Origin of the sequence: Streptomyces sp. ACA25, assembly GCF_028200735.1 — a bacterium.
In the GTDB taxonomy this organism is placed as follows: Bacteria; Actinomycetota; Actinomycetes; order Streptomycetales; family Streptomycetaceae; genus Streptomyces.
Genome location: NZ_JAQKPV010000005.1, coordinates 230,240 through 245,861, shown reverse-complemented (window position 1 = coordinate 245,861; position 15,622 = coordinate 230,240). Strand labels below are relative to the sequence as shown.

The 15,622-nt window shown below is 68.5% G+C and carries 19 protein-coding genes and 1 pseudogene; 13 read left to right on the top strand and 7 right to left on the bottom strand.

Translation table 11 applies throughout. The features are described from left to right. The first annotated feature begins 72 nt into the window (after positions 1 to 72). From PJ985_RS11155 to PJ985_RS11145, 3 genes are all read left to right on the top strand, one after another. On the top strand, positions 73 to 948 hold the full coding sequence (locus PJ985_RS11155) for a potassium channel family protein (protein ID WP_271683498.1): 876 nt from the start codon (positions 73 to 75) through the stop codon (positions 946 to 948). A gap of 240 nt (positions 949 to 1,188) precedes the next feature. Next, a complete protein-coding gene (locus PJ985_RS11150; protein ID WP_271683497.1) occupies positions 1,189 to 2,385 on the top strand; it encodes a polyprenyl synthetase family protein in 1,197 nt (398 codons plus the stop codon). Between the two features lie 16 nt (positions 2,386 to 2,401). Further along, positions 2,402 to 3,286, top strand: a complete 885-nt coding sequence (locus PJ985_RS11145; RefSeq protein WP_271683496.1) for a terpene synthase family protein — start codon at positions 2,402 to 2,404, stop codon at positions 3,284 to 3,286. A 55-nt stretch (positions 3,287 to 3,341) separates the two neighbouring features. On the opposite strand, the gene PJ985_RS11140 is transcribed toward PJ985_RS11145, so the two are convergent. Continuing rightward, on the bottom strand, positions 3,342 to 3,857 hold the full coding sequence (locus PJ985_RS11140) for a hypothetical protein (RefSeq protein WP_271683495.1): 516 nt from the start codon (positions 3,855 to 3,857) through the stop codon (positions 3,342 to 3,344). A gap of 314 nt (positions 3,858 to 4,171) precedes the next feature. Beyond that, complete coding sequence (locus tag PJ985_RS11135; RefSeq protein ID WP_271683559.1) at positions 4,172 to 4,351, bottom strand: hypothetical protein; 180 nt, start codon at positions 4,349 to 4,351, stop codon at positions 4,172 to 4,174. 30 nt (positions 4,352 to 4,381) lie between these two features. On the opposite strand from PJ985_RS11135, the gene PJ985_RS11130 reads away from it, so the two are divergent. Then, positions 4,382 to 4,771 carry a DEAD/DEAH box helicase family protein gene (locus PJ985_RS11130; RefSeq protein ID WP_271683494.1) on the top strand — a complete coding sequence of 130 codons (390 nt, stop codon included), beginning with the start codon at positions 4,382 to 4,384 and terminating at the stop codon, positions 4,769 to 4,771. A gap of 467 nt (positions 4,772 to 5,238) precedes the next feature. Here PJ985_RS11130 and PJ985_RS11125 read toward each other — a convergent pair whose 3' ends face one another. Genes PJ985_RS11125 through PJ985_RS23455 form a run of 3 tightly spaced genes read right to left on the bottom strand, consistent with a single transcriptional unit; the run spans position 5,239 to position 6,388 of the window. Continuing rightward, complete coding sequence (locus PJ985_RS11125; protein ID WP_271683493.1) at positions 5,239 to 5,445, bottom strand: DUF397 domain-containing protein; 207 nt, start codon at positions 5,443 to 5,445, stop codon at positions 5,239 to 5,241. Then, complete coding sequence (locus tag PJ985_RS23350; RefSeq protein ID WP_333909844.1) at positions 5,442 to 5,840, bottom strand: DUF5753 domain-containing protein; 399 nt, start codon at positions 5,838 to 5,840, stop codon at positions 5,442 to 5,444. Before PJ985_RS23350 ends, PJ985_RS11125 begins: the two co-directional genes overlap by 4 nt. After that, positions 5,741 to 6,388, bottom strand: coding sequence for a helix-turn-helix domain-containing protein (locus PJ985_RS23455; protein ID WP_443033456.1), 648 nt, complete (start codon positions 6,386 to 6,388; stop codon positions 5,741 to 5,743). Before PJ985_RS23455 ends, PJ985_RS23350 begins: the two co-directional genes overlap by 100 nt. Before the next feature lie 713 nt (positions 6,389 to 7,101). Between PJ985_RS23455 and PJ985_RS11115 the strand changes: the two genes are divergently transcribed. The 4 genes from PJ985_RS11115 to PJ985_RS11100 all read left to right on the top strand — a co-directional run bounded on the left by PJ985_RS11115 (position 7,102) and on the right by PJ985_RS11100 (position 9,337). Beyond that, positions 7,102 to 8,418 (top strand): ice-binding family protein, encoded by a 1,317-nt coding sequence (locus tag PJ985_RS11115; RefSeq protein WP_271683492.1) that lies wholly within the window; start codon positions 7,102 to 7,104, stop codon positions 8,416 to 8,418. Between the two features lie 33 nt (positions 8,419 to 8,451). Beyond that, a complete protein-coding gene (locus PJ985_RS11110; RefSeq protein WP_271683491.1) occupies positions 8,452 to 8,628 on the top strand; it encodes a hypothetical protein in 177 nt (58 codons plus the stop codon). 240 nt (positions 8,629 to 8,868) lie between these two features. Then, positions 8,869 to 9,186 (top strand): type I restriction enzyme endonuclease domain-containing protein, encoded by a 318-nt coding sequence (locus PJ985_RS11105; protein WP_271683490.1) that lies wholly within the window; start codon positions 8,869 to 8,871, stop codon positions 9,184 to 9,186. After that, entirely contained in the window at positions 9,083 to 9,337 is a 255-nt protein-coding gene (locus PJ985_RS11100) for a type I restriction enzyme endonuclease domain-containing protein (RefSeq protein ID WP_271683489.1), read from the top strand. Before PJ985_RS11105 ends, PJ985_RS11100 begins: the two co-directional genes overlap by 104 nt. A 21-nt stretch (positions 9,338 to 9,358) precedes the next feature. Here PJ985_RS11100 and PJ985_RS11095 read toward each other — a convergent pair whose 3' ends face one another. Both PJ985_RS11095 and PJ985_RS11090 read right to left on the bottom strand, forming a co-directional pair. Then, positions 9,359 to 9,565: a DUF397 domain-containing protein gene (locus PJ985_RS11095; protein WP_271683488.1), complete on the bottom strand. Its 207-nt coding sequence runs from the start codon at positions 9,563 to 9,565 to the stop codon at positions 9,359 to 9,361. Then, on the bottom strand, positions 9,562 to 10,392 hold the full coding sequence (locus PJ985_RS11090) for a helix-turn-helix domain-containing protein (protein ID WP_271683487.1): 831 nt from the start codon (positions 10,390 to 10,392) through the stop codon (positions 9,562 to 9,564). The genes PJ985_RS11095 and PJ985_RS11090 overlap by 4 nt, the downstream gene beginning before the upstream one ends. A gap of 298 nt (positions 10,393 to 10,690) precedes the next feature. Between PJ985_RS11090 and PJ985_RS23335 the strand changes: the two are divergent. From PJ985_RS23335 to PJ985_RS11065, 5 genes and pseudogenes are all read left to right on the top strand, one after another. Beyond that, positions 10,691 to 11,357 (top strand): annotated as a pseudogene (locus PJ985_RS23335) (Scr1 family TA system antitoxin-like transcriptional regulator); the annotation flags it as partial. A 311-nt stretch (positions 11,358 to 11,668) separates the two neighbouring features. After that, positions 11,669 to 11,908 carry a hypothetical protein gene (locus tag PJ985_RS11080; RefSeq protein ID WP_271683486.1) on the top strand — a complete coding sequence of 80 codons (240 nt, stop codon included), beginning with the start codon at positions 11,669 to 11,671 and terminating at the stop codon, positions 11,906 to 11,908. Positions 11,909 to 12,009: 101 nt separating this feature from the next. Next, positions 12,010 to 12,324 carry a hypothetical protein gene (locus tag PJ985_RS11075; protein ID WP_443033455.1) on the top strand — a complete coding sequence of 105 codons (315 nt, stop codon included), beginning with the start codon at positions 12,010 to 12,012 and terminating at the stop codon, positions 12,322 to 12,324. A 358-nt stretch (positions 12,325 to 12,682) separates the two neighbouring features. After that, the gene (locus tag PJ985_RS11070; RefSeq protein ID WP_271683485.1) at positions 12,683 to 13,219 is read left to right on the top strand and encodes a hypothetical protein; all 537 of its coding nucleotides are present in this window, start codon (positions 12,683 to 12,685) and stop codon (positions 13,217 to 13,219) included. Positions 13,220 to 14,329: 1,110 nt separating this feature from the next. Then, positions 14,330 to 15,604: an extracellular solute-binding protein gene (locus tag PJ985_RS11065; RefSeq protein ID WP_271683484.1), complete on the top strand. Its 1,275-nt coding sequence runs from the start codon at positions 14,330 to 14,332 to the stop codon at positions 15,602 to 15,604. Positions 15,605 to 15,622: the final 18 nt, after the last annotated feature.

Below are 15,622 nucleotides of genomic sequence, written 5' to 3'. Positions count from 1 at the left end.
ACGCACCCGGGCCGCGAGGGTGCTCGTAGGCTCGCGGGTGGGGATGTCCGGCGACGCCGAACAGGAGAAGCAATGCACTGGTGGATCTCGGTCGTGGGCGCTGGGCTGATACTCCTCGCACTGCGGGACATATTCCACACGCTCTGGCATCCGTTCGGCCACGGTGCGCTCAGCGAACGGGTGATCCGGGTGATCTGGCGCATGTTCCGCCGCATCGACGCGCGCGGCAAGCTGATCGGCACGGCAGGGCCGGCCGGCACCGTGCTGGTCATCGTCCTCTGGACCGTCCTGCTCGTGCTCGGCTGGGCGCTCGTCTACTGGCCGTTCCTCCCCGGAGCGTTCTCCTTCGACCCGGGCCTGAACCCCAGTGAACGGCTGGACGCACTCGACGCCCTCTACCTGTCCCTCGTCGTGGTGGCGACCCTCGGTTTCGGCGACATCGTCCCTGACGACGCCTGGTTGCGCGCCGTGACACCGCTCCAGGCCCTCATCGGCTTCGCCCTGCTTTCGGCGTCCGTCTCCTGGGTCTCGCAGATCACGCCCGCTCTGCAACGTCGGCGCACCCTGGCCGCCCGGCTGGCCGCGCTCCGCACAGCCGGCGCCGACGGACAGCTCGCACGCCTCGACTCCCCTGCCGCGGCCACCATGCTGGACAGCCTGACGACCGCGGTGCTCCAGGTCCGTGTCGACCTCTCCCAGTACTCCGAGACGTACTACTTCCACGACGGCCCGGACAGTGCCTCCCTGGCCTCTGTCCTCGGCTACGCGGCCGATTTGGCGGAGCAGGGTCAGGAGTCCCCGCGAGCCGATGTGCGGCTCGCCTCCGCCGTACTGAACGAAGCCCTGGACGACCTCGGCGGCGTCCTCGACCAGTACTTCCTCCACTCCGGTGCCCCGACCCGTGAGGTCTTCACCGCCTACGCCGCCGATCACGGCCGCCGCCCATGAACCACTCCCGGGTCGGCCACAGTTTCGTCCGAGACCCCGGCGAGGGCTCGGAAACGGCCCCGCGCGCGTGCCGGCGCCCTGGCCCGGGGCTGGAGGGCCAGTTCATACGATTCGGTGGTTTAGCTCAGGCCTGCCCGCATACTTCGACCAGCGCCTGTTTCCTGATGCGAGGCGTGGGGTGGTCATGAGGGGAGCGGGTGCTGCGGCATCCGCTGCTCCATGTCAGTTGTCTCCCGCGCGTTGAACACCGACCAGCGTCAGGAGCGCGATATGCCACCATCCGGGATTGATTGCACCGTCTTCCCTTTCCTGGAGGCAGACCTGGACAGAGTCCGGGACGCTCTCAAGCCGGTGCGCATCCAGGGTCGGCCCGACCTCGACGCGCTCACGCAGGAAGGGCCCGGCACGTCCCGAGGCCTGGTCCGTCCCACCCTTGCCCTGCTCTCGTACTACGTTCTCACCGATCCTTCGGCGCCTGCCGATGACCGGGCGGTGCTTGCCGCCGCAGCTGTCGAGCTGGTGCACCTGGGGTCGCTCTACCACGATGACGTCGTGGACCACGCTCACGAGCGCCGGGGCCGTCCCAGCGCGAACCGGCTATGGGGTGAACAACTCGCCATCCTCGCCGGCGACTGCGTATGGCTCACGGGCCTGGGCATGCTGGCGCAGCTTGGTCAGCGCGAAGTCATCGAGGGAACGAGGGGCGGCGAACGGCTTTGCGCCGGCATGGTGATGGAGGCGGCCGACCTGTACATGGCCTCGCGCAGCGAGCAGGCCTACCTCGACGCGATCGGTGGCAAGACGGCGCAGCTGTTCGCCTCGGCCTGTCGGCTGGGGGCGATGCAGGCGAACGGGGGCGGCGATCAGCAGAAGGGCCGGGAGGAAGCGCTGGCCGGATTCGGCTGGGAATTCGGGCACGCCTATCAATTGCGCGACGACATTATCGATCTGACTTCGACGGCCGAGGAGTTGGGCAAGCCCGTCAACACGGATCTGGCCGAGGGTGTCTACACCCTCCCAGTGATCCGCGCGGCTTCCCGCGACCGCGACCTGGGTCGCCTGCTTGGCAAGGAGATGACACGGGAAGAAGCCGCCCGTGCCCGGGACCTCGTTGTCGCCTCCGGGGCCGTGCAGGAGGCACAGGCAGTGGCCGACGCACACATGGCCAAGGCCGCTGAGCAGCTCTCCCACCTTACCGATCACCCCCGTGCTCTCGATGCGCTGACTGCCTACGCCAGGGCTGTACTCGACCGGCCCACTGCGTCCCGCCCTGCGGCCATTCCGCCTCAGGTCCGGCAGGCACCCCAGCCCCAGGACAGCGCACAAGCTCAGCACGTCACGCGGTGGCTGAAGGGCTGGCTCGTGGACACCGGCATCGCCGCCACCCCGGGCCGAGGCCGACCACCACCGGCTGGCAGGCACCCTGTCCCTGATTGAACGTGGCCTTCCCCAGGTGGCGGCCGGGGCTGCCGGCGCCGACGGCAGCGACGACGGCCTCCTCGAGAGGAAGCAGACCAGCGCAGCCTTGGCCACGCTGCTCGCTCTGTGGGACGACCTGTTCGAGGATCCGCAGCTGACGGACCCGCAAGCCGTCACCGCCCTGAGGGAAGGCCTGGTGGCGACTGTGCGCCAGGACCCGGGCACACCCTGGACGCACGGTGCGCTCACGGCGTCCTGGGCGCAGTTGTGGCCACGCCTGTGCAAAGGCAGGACAGCGCGATGGCAGGAGACATTGCTCGCCAACATCGAGGAATGGGCCCATGCCTGCGAGCGTGAGGCACACCACCGCATCAGCGGCTACATCCCCTCAACAGCGGACTACCTGCCGCTGCGGAAGTCGACCGGTGGATTCGAGATCGGTCTGGCCTGCTCGGAGATCGTGCAGGACCGGGAGATGCCGCCGGCGGTGCGCAGCCACCGCATGGTCCGACGTCTTGAGGATCTCGGATTCTTCGTCATTTTCGCCGAGAACGACCTGACGGGAGTGGACCAGGACGAGGCGGACCAGGTCCCCTACAACCTGGTCAGGGCGATCCGTCACGAGACGGGGTGCAGCCGCGCGGTAGCCATCGAGCGGGTGGAGCGCCAAGTGGCAGAAAAACGTGAGCAATTCAACGCAGTATTCACGTACGTGCCCGTACTTTTCAGCACGCTGCGCGGCCTCTCCGGCCAGGGCGACCAGTATGCGGCGATCTACGACACGCTGAAACTGTTTCTCGACGTGCGGCAGAACGAGTCCGAGAGGTACCAGCCGAAGACCACGGCCGCAGGACCGGACTTGGAGCGCCTGCGTCGCGAGGTCAGTCGGCCTGCCGTCCCGGCATGGTCCATTCGGTAGTCGCAGGGCTGACGAGCACGGTGTCCCCGCGCACGCTGCTGCCTGCGCGGGGACCTCAGGCCATCACCACTTCCCGGCAGCACCCGTAGCCCCAGTAGCAGTAGTAGTGCGGTGCCCGGAGAATCTGCAGGCACTCGGGGCAGACCGCCTCCTGCCGAGGGTTGACGCGCAGAACAGGTGAGTCCTCCAGGTTGAACACGGCCTGCACCGTCTCGCGGCCGTGCTCCCGGATCCCCTGCTGGAGGAACTCGAACGCGCCGTACACCTGGCCGCACTGGCACTCGATGCGGTTCGAGTAGGAGAGCTTGGTGTCCTCGATTCCCAGCTCGGCCCGAACCCGGGCCTTCTCCTCGTAGGACACCGGCTCCAGGCCCACGCTCCTGATGACCTGCGGGGTCCAGTACCAGGTGTTCACCGCCGTGAACTGCCGGCGCGTCAGGTAGAACGTGGCGGTCCGGCCGGACTTGACCGCGTCCTGCACCGCGGCCACCACGACGGCGTCCTCCCCCACCATGACGGCCCTTCCACCGCCGACGACTGACTCGATCGCGAGGAGTGAGGACTTGTCCACGTTGCTGCTCCAGATGCTGTCGGGCTGTGACGGGACGGGAAAGGAGAAGTCCCGACACGTCGATGCTCCGGGGGCCTGCGGGACCGGGCAACTCGGGAAGGCCAGGAGAAGTACCACCGCTACCGGGTGGTCACCGACGACCGCTGAGCCGTTGAGCGCACCGGTCGCCGAGGCGAACGCGGCAAGCCGGGACGACCGGCTGAGGCCGCTCCGCGCCGACGGCCTCCCCCACCTCCTGCCCCCGCCCCGCTGACCCCTGTCCGGCCACCCGCGCAGCGGTCAGGCAAGCGGGGCGTCCCGCACCAGTTCCCCGCTCACGGCCGGGTCGGTTCCCTTCCCGTCGGATGGTGACCGGCTGCCGCCTCGGCCTCCTGGGTCTGGAGACTGAGCCAGGTGTCCAGCAGTTCGGCCGCCCGTGCGGCCGAGACCGGGTTGTCGAGCAACGACAGCAGCTCTTTCACCCGGGGCCCGCAGGCCGGCGTCGTTTGGCACACGCAAGGGTCCGGCAAGTCCGAGGAGATGGTGTGCACCAGCGCGCTGGCATCCCGGCATCCCGGCATCCCGCACTCAACAACCCGACCGTTGTGGTCGTCACCGACCGCAACGACCTGGACGATCGGCTGTACAACACCTTTCTGGAAAGTCAGTTGCTCCTGGGCCAGACGCCCCGTCATGTGCAGACCCGGAAGGAACTCCGCGAGAAGCTGACCATCGTCCGCACCGGCGGCATTCTGTTCACCACTCTCCAGCAGCTCGGGAAGACGCAGGACGAGAAGGAGTCCGGAGCCCATCACCCGCTGCTGTCCGACCGGCGGAACATCATCGTCATCGTGGACGAGGCACATCGCAGCCCTACGGCAGCCTCACCGGCTACGCACGGCACCTGCGGGGCGCCCTGCCCCACGCCACGCTGATCGCCTTCACCGGCACGCCGATCTCCAAGGCCCCGACGCCAACACCCGCGAGGTGTTCGGCGCGGGCAAGGACTACATCGACGTCTACGACCTCAAGCGTGCCGTGGACGACGAGGCACCGTCCGCGTCTACCACGAGCCGCGCCTGATCCCGGTGTCCCTTCCCCCGGACGTGGACCCGACGGCGCTGGACGATGAGGCGGACGCGCTGACCGCCGGGCTGGACGACGCGGAGCGTCGCCGTGCCGTGCAGCGCGCCGCCACGATGACCAGCGTCTACGGCGCCCCGGACCGCATAAGGACGCTGACCGAGGACCTGGTGACGCACTGGGAGCGGCGCTCGGAGCTGATGCGCCCGCGGATCGGCGGTCCGGGCAAGGCGATATTCGTCTGCGCGACGCAGGAGATCTGCGCACCAACGAATGGTCCCCCCAGGCCACGACGTGACGACCCTGCCTTCGTGTCTGCCTACAGGGCTCCAGCCTTGACAGCAGACACGAAGGAACCCCAACCAGCAGCCGGAAGCACCAACGCCGCCCCCTCCGGAGCCTTACTGTCACGAACAGGCACGACGCCGGAGAAGCCATCCGCAACCTCCAGGCAGCTGCCTCCTTGGCCATCGCTGTAAGACGACTTGCGCCACGCTGCGGTGCTCAAGTTCTCTGTACTGGTCATGGTGTTGAGTATTCCTCAGCCGCTGATTCGAGCAGGGTCATGGACGCCGCCGGTGACAGCGAAGCGGCCCGGACCAGATCGTATGACCTCTGGCACTGGTCGACCAGCGATGGCTCTTCGATGAGCTGCCCTGTGCCAGCGCCTTCTGTGTATACAGCTGGTGGGGCATCACTGAACGTCATCAGAGAGGCCATGCCGTTCAGCACGGCATTCGCGGCAGCTGTGAAGGGAAGCACCTGCACCAACACGCGGCGTTTCCGCGCCTGATCAGCGATATGCAGCAACTGCTCCCGCATCACTGCGGGGCCACCCATCGGAACCCGCAGCACGGTCTCGTGCAGGACTGCCCACAACTGCGGCCGTGTTGCGCCGTCAAGGAGTTGCTGCCGATCCATGCGAGCCCGGACGTGCTCCTCGACCTCCTCCTCCCGATGCCAACGGCAATGTCGCCCGCGTCAACGCCCGCGCGTACGCATCCGTCTGCAACAGCCCCGGCACCAGCATCGGGGGCGCTGATCGTCCTGGCCAGCTTCTCCAGCTCCGCCGCGTCCGCGAAGTAGTCCGGATGCTTCGACGCCCGCGCCAGCTTGCACAGCCGCAGAAAGTGCTTCCCGCTCTCCAGCACTTCATCGAACTGCCGCGACAGATCCAGCTGAGGCCGCCGCACCGCCGACTCGAACTGCCCCACATACGTCCCCGAACAGAACACCCGCTCCCCCAACTCCGCCTGCGACCAACCCGCCTCCTCCCGCATCCGCCTCAACTCCGCACCGTAGAAAGCACGAGCGGACACATACGGATCAAGCTGCTTCGGCTGTGTCACAGCCACCACCACCCCTACGTCGACACGGCACCCACCGGAACCCCATTCCACCTCACCCCCACCCCGCCACCCCACCCACGCGACACACTTGCCTACAACGAGTGACACAACCCCGGTCACGCACTCCCACCTCGAACCCCGCACGCCCCCGCGCACCCCACAGACCGGGCCGCGAAAAGCCCACCCACTCGTCCTCACACGACACGAACTCCAGCAACGGAGAAGAGATGTGCGATGGGGTAGGGCTCGGGACGCGCACGCCACCTCTCAGTCGTGGCTCAGGAGCGGCTGTCGCCTGGACGAGCAGCGTGAGTGCCGATGTGGCCCGGTTGCAGCGCTGCGATCACCTCGCCCGCACGTTCATCAAGCCGTCACTCAGGAGAATGCCGGTCCACGTCTCGGGGGTGTAGCTAGCAGTGCCACCGCAGAAGCGTGGCCTTGCCGGTGAACCCGCACCCATACATGCCCTGCGGCCTCTCGGCGGCGGCCTTCGATCGCCGGGGGATAAGAGAAGGCCAGCACGCCACCCGTCAGCAACCAATGGCGCACCGCGGGAAGAAGATCGTGCGGGCTTGGTGAACCACGCAGCCCAGACCGAGTGTGCGAGGCGGGGCTGGTACTCACCTGACCGCGCAGTCGCCGCGCGGCACACGGTGTCGGCTGGATACGCGCCTGCGAACACGTACCTCATTCGGGTGACATATGCCTTCAACTCTTGTCATGTTCGTGGACCAGTGGGCTACTCCGAAGGGGAGAACCGCTGCGGCCATCGGTGCAGGGACCGGCCGACGGCGCATCCTGCCCGAGCGGCCGACAGACTCAGGGAGCGCCCCATGACGGTCATACCGAACCAAGGGTCCACTGGTGGGGGCGACGCAGTGACGCTCACCGGTAGCCATTTCACCGGCACCACCAACGTGCTCTACGGCTCCCGCCGGGCTGCGAGTTTCACGGTCCTCAGCGACTCCACCATCGCCACCGTCACCCCCTCCGGTCACGGCGCCGTTCCGGTCTCGGTCACCACCGCCGGCGGAACGGGCGTCGTCGGAAGCTTCTACTACCTGCCGCCACCCTCCTTCCGCCTCCTTCCGCCTCCCGCCGGCCCCATAGCCGGCGGCAACACGGCGACCCTCACAGGACTCGGCCTCTACACCACGTACGAGGTCTTCTTCGGTGCGCAGGCCGCCGCCTTCACCGTCGACTCCGACGGTCAACTCACCGTCACCGTCCCTGCAGCTGCATCTGCGGGTCCGGTGACGATCACTGTACGAACCAGGGGCGGAACCGCCGGTGGGGTCGTCTACACCTATCTCGACTCGCCGTCCATCACTGCTGTCACCACGGACAAAGGGTTGGTGGACGGTGGCAATCTCGTCGTCCTCACCGGAACCGCGTTCTCCTACACCACTGTCGTCACCTTCGGTGGCACGCCCGTCCTGTCCTGGCGGGTCGCCTCCGATACGGAGATCCACGCCCTACTCCCAGCGGGAGAACTCGGCCCGGTCGACGTCTCCGTGGTCACTCTCGGCGGCACCGTGACCGCTGCGGACGCGTACACCTATCTGGGACGCTTCGCGGTGCTGGGCGGCGTGTCGGTCACCAACACCGGTCCCTCCGAGGTCACCGGGGATCTCGGGGTGAGTCCGGGAACGTCCGTCACCGGATTTCCGCCCGGTCAGGTTCACGGTTCCATCCACATCGCTGACGCCGACGCCCTTCAGGCTCACGCCGATGTCATTGCCACCTACGACACTGCCGTCGCCCAGCTCCCGGACGCCGGCCTTGCCGGAGATCTCGGCGGCCTGACGCTGACTCCCGGCGTCTACAACGCCCCCACTTCCCTCGGTCTCGCCACCACGCTCACACTGGACGCCCAGGGCGACCGCAACGCCGAATGGGTTTTCCAGATCGGATCCACGTTGACCACGGCAACGGCCAGCAGCGTGCGCCTCATCAACGGCGCCATGGCCAGGAACGTGATCTGGCAAATCGGAAGCTCAGCCACTCTTGGCACCGACACCACCTTCGCGGGAAGGATCCTGGCCCTGACATCCATCACCGTGAACGCCGGCGTAACCATCCAGGGACAGGCCATGACCATCAACGGCTCGGTCACCCTCGACACCAACATCATCACCCGCCCCTGGTAATGACCACGCCTACCCGGGGTACCCGCCACAGGCATGTCACTCTCGGTCACCGATGTCATCGCGCTGAAGAGCGCCTCCGACAACCACGCGGCCGTCCAGGACGCCCGCGCCCAACTTCAGACCTACCTGGACGAATTCCCGCTCGCCTTCCGCTACAACGTCCTGTGCCTGCTCTCCGATTCTTCCGGGAGGTACGCGTCTGGGTGGTGAAGCTCGACGCCGCGGACCGCGAAGCCGGCGGCCTGCCGGCGGCCTGCCGAGATCAACCTCTACCTTGCCCAGCTGGCGGCCTCAGCCGTCGACGCCGAAGAGATCACCGACCTGTACGCCAAGGCGGCTATAGGGCAGCTCGACCTGTCCCGCCTCAACGACGAACATCCTCGGTGACTCCAGGAGTCCGAGACCCCGCACCTGGCGGCGGAGGCACTGCGCCGACTGATCGAGAAGACGATGCGGGACATCACCCGGCACAACATCGTCCGGCAGAAGAGCTTCTCCGCACGGCTGGAAGACCTCATGTCCCGCTACGTGCGGCAGCAGCTCACCAGCGCCGAGGTCATCGCCGAGCTGGTCGCCATGGCCAAGAGGAGGTCTCCGCCGACGCCCGGTGCGGGGAACGCTTTGACCCGCCGCTCGACCATGCCGAGCTGGCGTTCTACGAGCCGTGGCCCAGCGCGGCATCACCGAAGCCATAGAGGGCGGCGACGACAAACTCGCGGAGATCGCCCGCGCCCTGGTGACCACCATCCGCAAGGAACTCAGCGTTGACTGGCTCTCCCGCGAGCCCGTGCGCGCAAAGCTCCGCACGGTCATCCGCCGCCTGCTCGCGAGATACGACTACCCGCCCGAGGAGGAGCGGGCAGCCATCCGCCAGATGGAGACCTTCGCCAACGAATGGTCCCCCCAGGCCACGACGTGACGACCCTGCCTTCGTGTCTGCCTACAGGGCTCCAGCCTTGACGGCAGACACGAAGGAACCCCAACCAGCAGCCGGAAGCACCAACGCCGCCCCCTCCGGAGCCTTACTGTCACGAACAGGCACGACGCCGGAAAAGCCATCCGCCACCTCCAGGCAGCTGCCTCCCTCGCCGTTGCTGTAGGACGACTTCCGCCAGCTAGTGGCGCGCAGTTCGAGCATCGTGATCATGATTTCGGGAGATCCTTCACTGCCGATTCGATCAGGGCGAGGGACGCCCTCGGCGAAAGAGCGGCGGCCCTCACCAGATCGTATGACCTCTGGTAACGCGCGACCAACGCCAGGTCTTCAACCAGCTGACCGGTATGCGTGCTCTCCGCGTATACAACCGGTGGCGCGTCCTCGAAGGTCATGAGAGACGCCATGCTGTTCAAAGAGGCATCCATGGCCGCCGCAAACGGAAGCACCTGTACCAACACGCGGCGTTTCCGCGCCTGATCAGCGATATGCAGCAACTGCTCCCGCATCACTGCGGGGCCACCCATCGGAACCCGCAGCACGGTCTCGTGCAGGACTGCCCACAACTGCGGCCGTGTTGTGCCGTCAAGGAGTTGCTGCCGATCCATGCGAGCCCGGACGTGCTCCTCGACCTCCTCCTCCGATGCCAACGGCAATGTCGCCCGCGTCAACGCCCGCGCGTACGCATCCGTCTGCAACAGCCCCGGCACCAGCATCGGGGCGTACTCGCTGATCGTCCTGGCCAGCTTCTCCAGCTCCGCCGCGTCCGCGAAGTAGTCCGGGTGCTTCGACGCCCGCGCCAGCTTGCACAACCGCAGAAAGTGCTTCCCGCTCTCCAGCACCTCATCGAACTGCCGCGACAGATCCACCTGCGGACGCCGCACCGCCGACTCGAACTGCCCGACATACGTCCCCGAACAGAACACCCGCTCCCCCAACTCCTGCTGCGACAACCCCACCTCCTCCCGCAGCCGCCGCAACTCAGCACCGTAGAAAGCACGAGGAGACAGATACGGATCAAGCTGCTTCGGCTGCGTCACAACCACCACCACCCCAACGTCGACACGTCACCCACCGGAACCCCATCCCACCCCACACTCCCACCATCTTCCTCACCCGAACACCACAATCCATCACAACGAGTGACCACCCCGCTGCCGCCACCGCCCTGTCACATCCCGGGGTTGGCATCGAACGGGGAGACGAGGAGACCAGACCGTCGTTGATCCCACAATCGCCATCATCGACTGTGCGGGGTGCGCTCCGCCTCGTTCGCTACGATGCGCCCGTAACCGCCATACCTGTCCTGCGGGGGGTCGTCACGCCACTTGATGCACCGTCGCTGCACGGCCGAAGGAACTGCGTCTGGATGCCGGCCTCACAGGACTGGTGGCTGTGCAGTGCGGCTGGCACAAGGCGAAGTCGTCTCGCATCGAGAACGCGGCCTTCGGACGCTGACATCCGCGCCTGGGCCGACGCCTGCGGAGCGCAGGACCAAGCCGCCGATCTGATCGCCTCCTCCCGCACCGCCGAGTCGATGTACGTGGAGTGGCGACGCAAGCAACACACCGGCCTGCGCCGCCTGCAGGAGTCGTATGTCCCGCTATACGAACGCACTCGTCAGTTCCGTGTCCACTCCTCGGACGTGATACCCGGCTTCGTGCAGACCCCCGGCTACGCCACGGCCCTGCTCTCCGAGCTGGGCGCGGATGTGCTCGACGACTGGACGGCCCGGTTCCTCGCACAGTTCGCCGCGCCGCGCGCACAGCGGCTCACGCTGGAACGTGACGGCCGGACGGAACACCTCGTGATCGACGTGGAGGCCGAGACGTGGGCAGTCGTCTTCCGAGACGGCGCACGGTGGATGGTGCGGCAGGGTGGCGCGGCGCGCCTGTGGGACGAGATCACCGAGCGCCTCGCACAGTGGCAGGCGGACGGACGCCCGTCGGTCGACCGTATGCGGCTGCACGTCGGACCCGACGGGCAACGCCTCACCTGGGCATGACCCCGCGAGGACACCCATGCCACCCATGACTTCCCGTGTCCCCGTAGCGGACGGGGGGAGCTTCGTGCTCAGCGAACACTCCCCCATGTCGGCCTGCTCCGGGGGCGGGAACGCACACACACCGCGCTGCGGGACGAGGAATCGGGACGCGGTGCCGGGAGCCCGGTGGTGAGCACAAGGCTGTTGCTGGGTCGGACACCCTCCCCGGGGCGCGCCCCACCCGTCACGCTCGGGGTGTGATCAGTGACCGAAGGCGACGGCGCGGGCCCGTTCTGCTCGTCGCCCGCCCCTCCCCAGCGAAAGGCGCACGCATGCTCCCCCACTCTCCCGCAGAGGTGACCGTCACCCACGCGATGGCCACCTCGGCCGAAGCCGCGATCGAACTGCACGCCGCCCTGAGCGGCATCGGGGTCCGCCTCCCGTCACTGGGCGTGGACCTCGCTTCGTGCTCCGAGCACCCCGGGTCCCGTCCGCTCGTCGAACTGGGAGGCTGCGACGCCGACACCGCGCGCACCCTGGCGGCGGCGCTGCGCAGGGCGGTCAACCGGTGACCGGCAGCGACGCAACGCCGGAGCCGCCACGGCTGGAGTCAGAACGGAGGGCGCCTGCCACTGATGGCCCATCAAAGATGCTGTCGGACGCGCTTATTGAGGTGACACCCGAGCCGGCAGCGCACCAGGCCACGGTACTGCTGCCCGCCCTGCCGGTCGGCACTGTGGTGGTGGACGAGCAGTCCGGCCGGGTCGGGCGGCTGATGGACCGCCAGGGCGGTCGTCATCTGCAGCTGCGTCCGCTGCGGGGCGGCCTGGAGTGGGACGCGGACCCTGCCCGGGTCCGTCCGGCGACGACCGGCGAGCGGTTGAGCGCCGCGGTCGCCGAGGCGAACGCGGCAAGCCGGGACGACCGGCTGAGGCCGCTCCGCACCGACGGCCTCCTCCACCCCGCTGACCCCGCCCCACCCCGATGACCGCTACCCGGGCGGCCGCGCAGCGGGCGCATTTCCACGTCGCCGAGGCCGTTCTTGACGTGGATTCGCGCCCGTTCCCGTCCACCTGCGACGGGGAGGCGGGACAGTGCGCCGGGGCGGGCGGCGGTTACTGCGGCGTGCATCGCGTGCGCGGGGTAGGAGCCCTCCCCGGACGAGCTGCGGCACGGCAGGCTGAAAAGGTGATCAGCAATCCTCAGCAACGCTGCCGGACGACCGCATTCCTCCCCTCCGCCGATGTTCCCCGCGTGTCCGCCGATCTTCCCCCAGTGCTGTCGCGGTGTTCCGTAGCCAGGGCGGTGTTCTTACCCGGGCCCGCCCCCTCGCCGGGAGGGTGGCGGTGACCGTGCGGGAGAGCGGGTACTGGTGTGAGTTCACGGTGCATCCGCTGGTGAGCGGGCAGGACATCTGCTTGGGCCAGACGTGGGCGGGGTCGCCGCGTCTCGCCGTCCGGTGGATGCGTGCGCAGTCCGCCCGGCTGGCCGGTGCCCTGGATCCGCGTCCGGGGCAGTCGCCGCTGCCGATGGACTGTCTGCGGGCCGTGCCCCCGGAGGACTCCCACCCGGGCGCGGTGTTCCGGGGGTGGCTGGAGGACGACGCGGCGCAGGAGCGGGAGTTGCTGAGTCTGACCTCCGGCCGGCGGATCAGCGTGACCGGGACGGACGCGCAGGCGCTCTACTCGGTGTCCGCCCGGCCGTTGGTGGTGCCCGTTGCCGCGCTCGGGGACGCGCCCGCTCCCCTGGCGGTGCGGTCCTCCCGGCCGGCCCGCCCGGGGGCAGGGGTGGAGCACCGGGAGCCGGCCCTGGGTGGGAGTTCGGGAACGGGTTCGGGAACGGGCCTGATGCGACGGGTGAGCCGCGTCCGCCGCCGCCACTGAGACGCCACTGAGCGAGGCGGCAGGAGGCCGACGGGGGTGACGGGCGGTGCCCATCCCGGGTGTCCGCCCGGCAGTGAGCTGCCGGGCGGACACCCGCGACGCGCCGCCCTTTCCGGGGCATGGCCCGGAAGAGAGCGAGCGGCCGGCCCGGGCCCGGGAGGCGTGACGCGGGGAAGCGCGCACTACAGGGCCCGGTGAGGTCCGGCACCGGCGGGGAGGCGGTGGGGCGGAGGCGGAGAGGGGTTCAGCCCGATGGCTGCCCGCGGTCCGGCGAGGGTCGCGCTGACGGTCCGCCGGATCCGGCGGCAGCGCCACGTCCCCGGCGGGCGCTCCCCGGGCACGGCAGGCGTTCGGGGTGGGCTTACCTCTGAGGCGTCACCGCCTCCGCACGAGGAAGCGGGGCGGGCGGGCGTTGCCTGTGTCGGGCACGCGGCGAAAACCTTCCGGCGAGCGTGGGTCGAGTGATGCGGAGCGGCAGCCGACTTGTGGCGGGGAGACCGCGGGGCCGTGTGCCGGGTGAGACCGCGGGGCGGTTCTCACTCTCTGCTCCTGGAGCATGACACAACGCCGCCGGGAGGGGAACGGAAAGTGGGAAGACCGGCTGGAATCCACCTCCCCCACCGAGCGGGGCCCTTCCACCGAGCGAGCACCCTCCGACCGGCGGCCCGTCGCCCCGAGCACACCGGCTGCGCCCGGGACCCCCGCGCAGCCGGACGGCGCGGACGGCGCGGACGGGACGGGCGGGACGGGCGGACGGGCGGACGGGGCCACGGGCAGCTCTTCGGGCAGTCCCGCAGGCAGCCCGGCGGGCAGTCACGCGGGCAACCGGACGGCCGGGCTCCGGCGGAGCTCCGGCGGGGAGAAGGCGGGCCGATCAGGTGAATGGGCGCGAAGGGCCTGAATCATACGAAGAGGTACATGAGCCGCATTGACCACCTCGGGGGCCGGAAGGCGTGAGCGTCTTTCACCTGCAGGTTTGAAGACCGTATCCCTACCGTGACCAGGCTTCCTGTCCGATCCGTTGACGTGCCTGCCGCGATCTCCCTACAGTTCGCCTACAAATTTCGGTAACTCGCCGAAAGTTTCGCCATCGTGCAAAGGGGCAGGATCATGTCTTTTCGTCGGCGAAGTGTGGTGGCACTCGCGGCTTCCGCGCTCCTCCTCAGTGCCTGCGGGGGGGAGGACTCAGGTTCCTCCGCGGACGGGAAGGTCACCATCGACTGGTGGCACATCGGTACCGCTGAGCCCACGAAGTCCGTCTATGAGCAGTGGGCGAAGGACTTCGAGGCGGAGAACCCCGGGGTGACCGTCAAGATCACCTCGATGGAGAACGAAGCCTTCAAGTCCAAGATGACCACGCTCACCGCGTCCGGTGACGTCCCGGACATCTTCTCCACCTGGGGAGGCGGGGTACTGAGCCAGCAGGTCGAAGCCGGCCTGGTCGCCGACCTCAGCACGGTGGCAGCACCCGCCCTGGAGACCTTCACCACGGCCGCCATCTCGCCCTACAAGGTCGACGATGTCGCCTACGGCATACCGGTGGACGCCGGCATGGTGGGCTTCTGGTACAACAAGGCGCTCTTCGCCGACGCGGGCATCGACGAGCCGCCCACCACCTGGAGCGGGTTCCTCGACACTGTCGAGGCGCTCAAGGAGTCCGGGACCACTCCCATCGCCCTGGCGGGCAAGGAGAAGTGGCCGGGCCACTTCTACTGGTCCTACCTGGCCATGCGGATCGGCGGTATCGAATCGCTCAAGGAGGCCGAGACCACCCACGACTTCACCGGGCCCGGCTTCGTCGAGGCAGGTGAGCGGCTCCAGGAGCTCGCGGACCTGGATCCCTTCCAGTCCGGCTTCCTCGGTGCCGACTACTCGACCCCCGACGGTCAGGCCGCAGCCGTGGGCGGCGGCAGGGCCGCCATGGAGCTGATGGGCCAGTGGGCACCGTCCGTCCAGGCGGACACCTCCGACGGTCTCGGTGACGACCTCGGCTTCTTCACCTTCCCCGAGGTCGAGGGCGGCAAGGGCAGCCTCGACGAGGTGCTCGGCGGCGGCAACGGTTTCGCCATGGGCGCGGACGCTCCGGACGAGGCCGTGGACTTCCTGCTCTTCATCTCCCAGGCCGAACAGCACGGCAAGCTGGTCGAGTCCGGTGCCGGGCTTCCGGTGATGGACGAGGCCGTGGACCTGGTCGGTGACGAGCACCTCAAGGCGGTGGCCGACGCCATGTCCGAGGCGACCGGATTCCAGCTCTACCTGGACCAGGCCTACCCGCCGGCGGTCGGCGCCCAGGTGAACGACAGCGTGGCCGAGCTCCTCGCGGGTGTCGCCACCCCTGAGGAGGCCAACCAGGCCATCTCGGACACCGCGAAGTCCGAAGGCTGACGGCAATGAGCCGGGCCG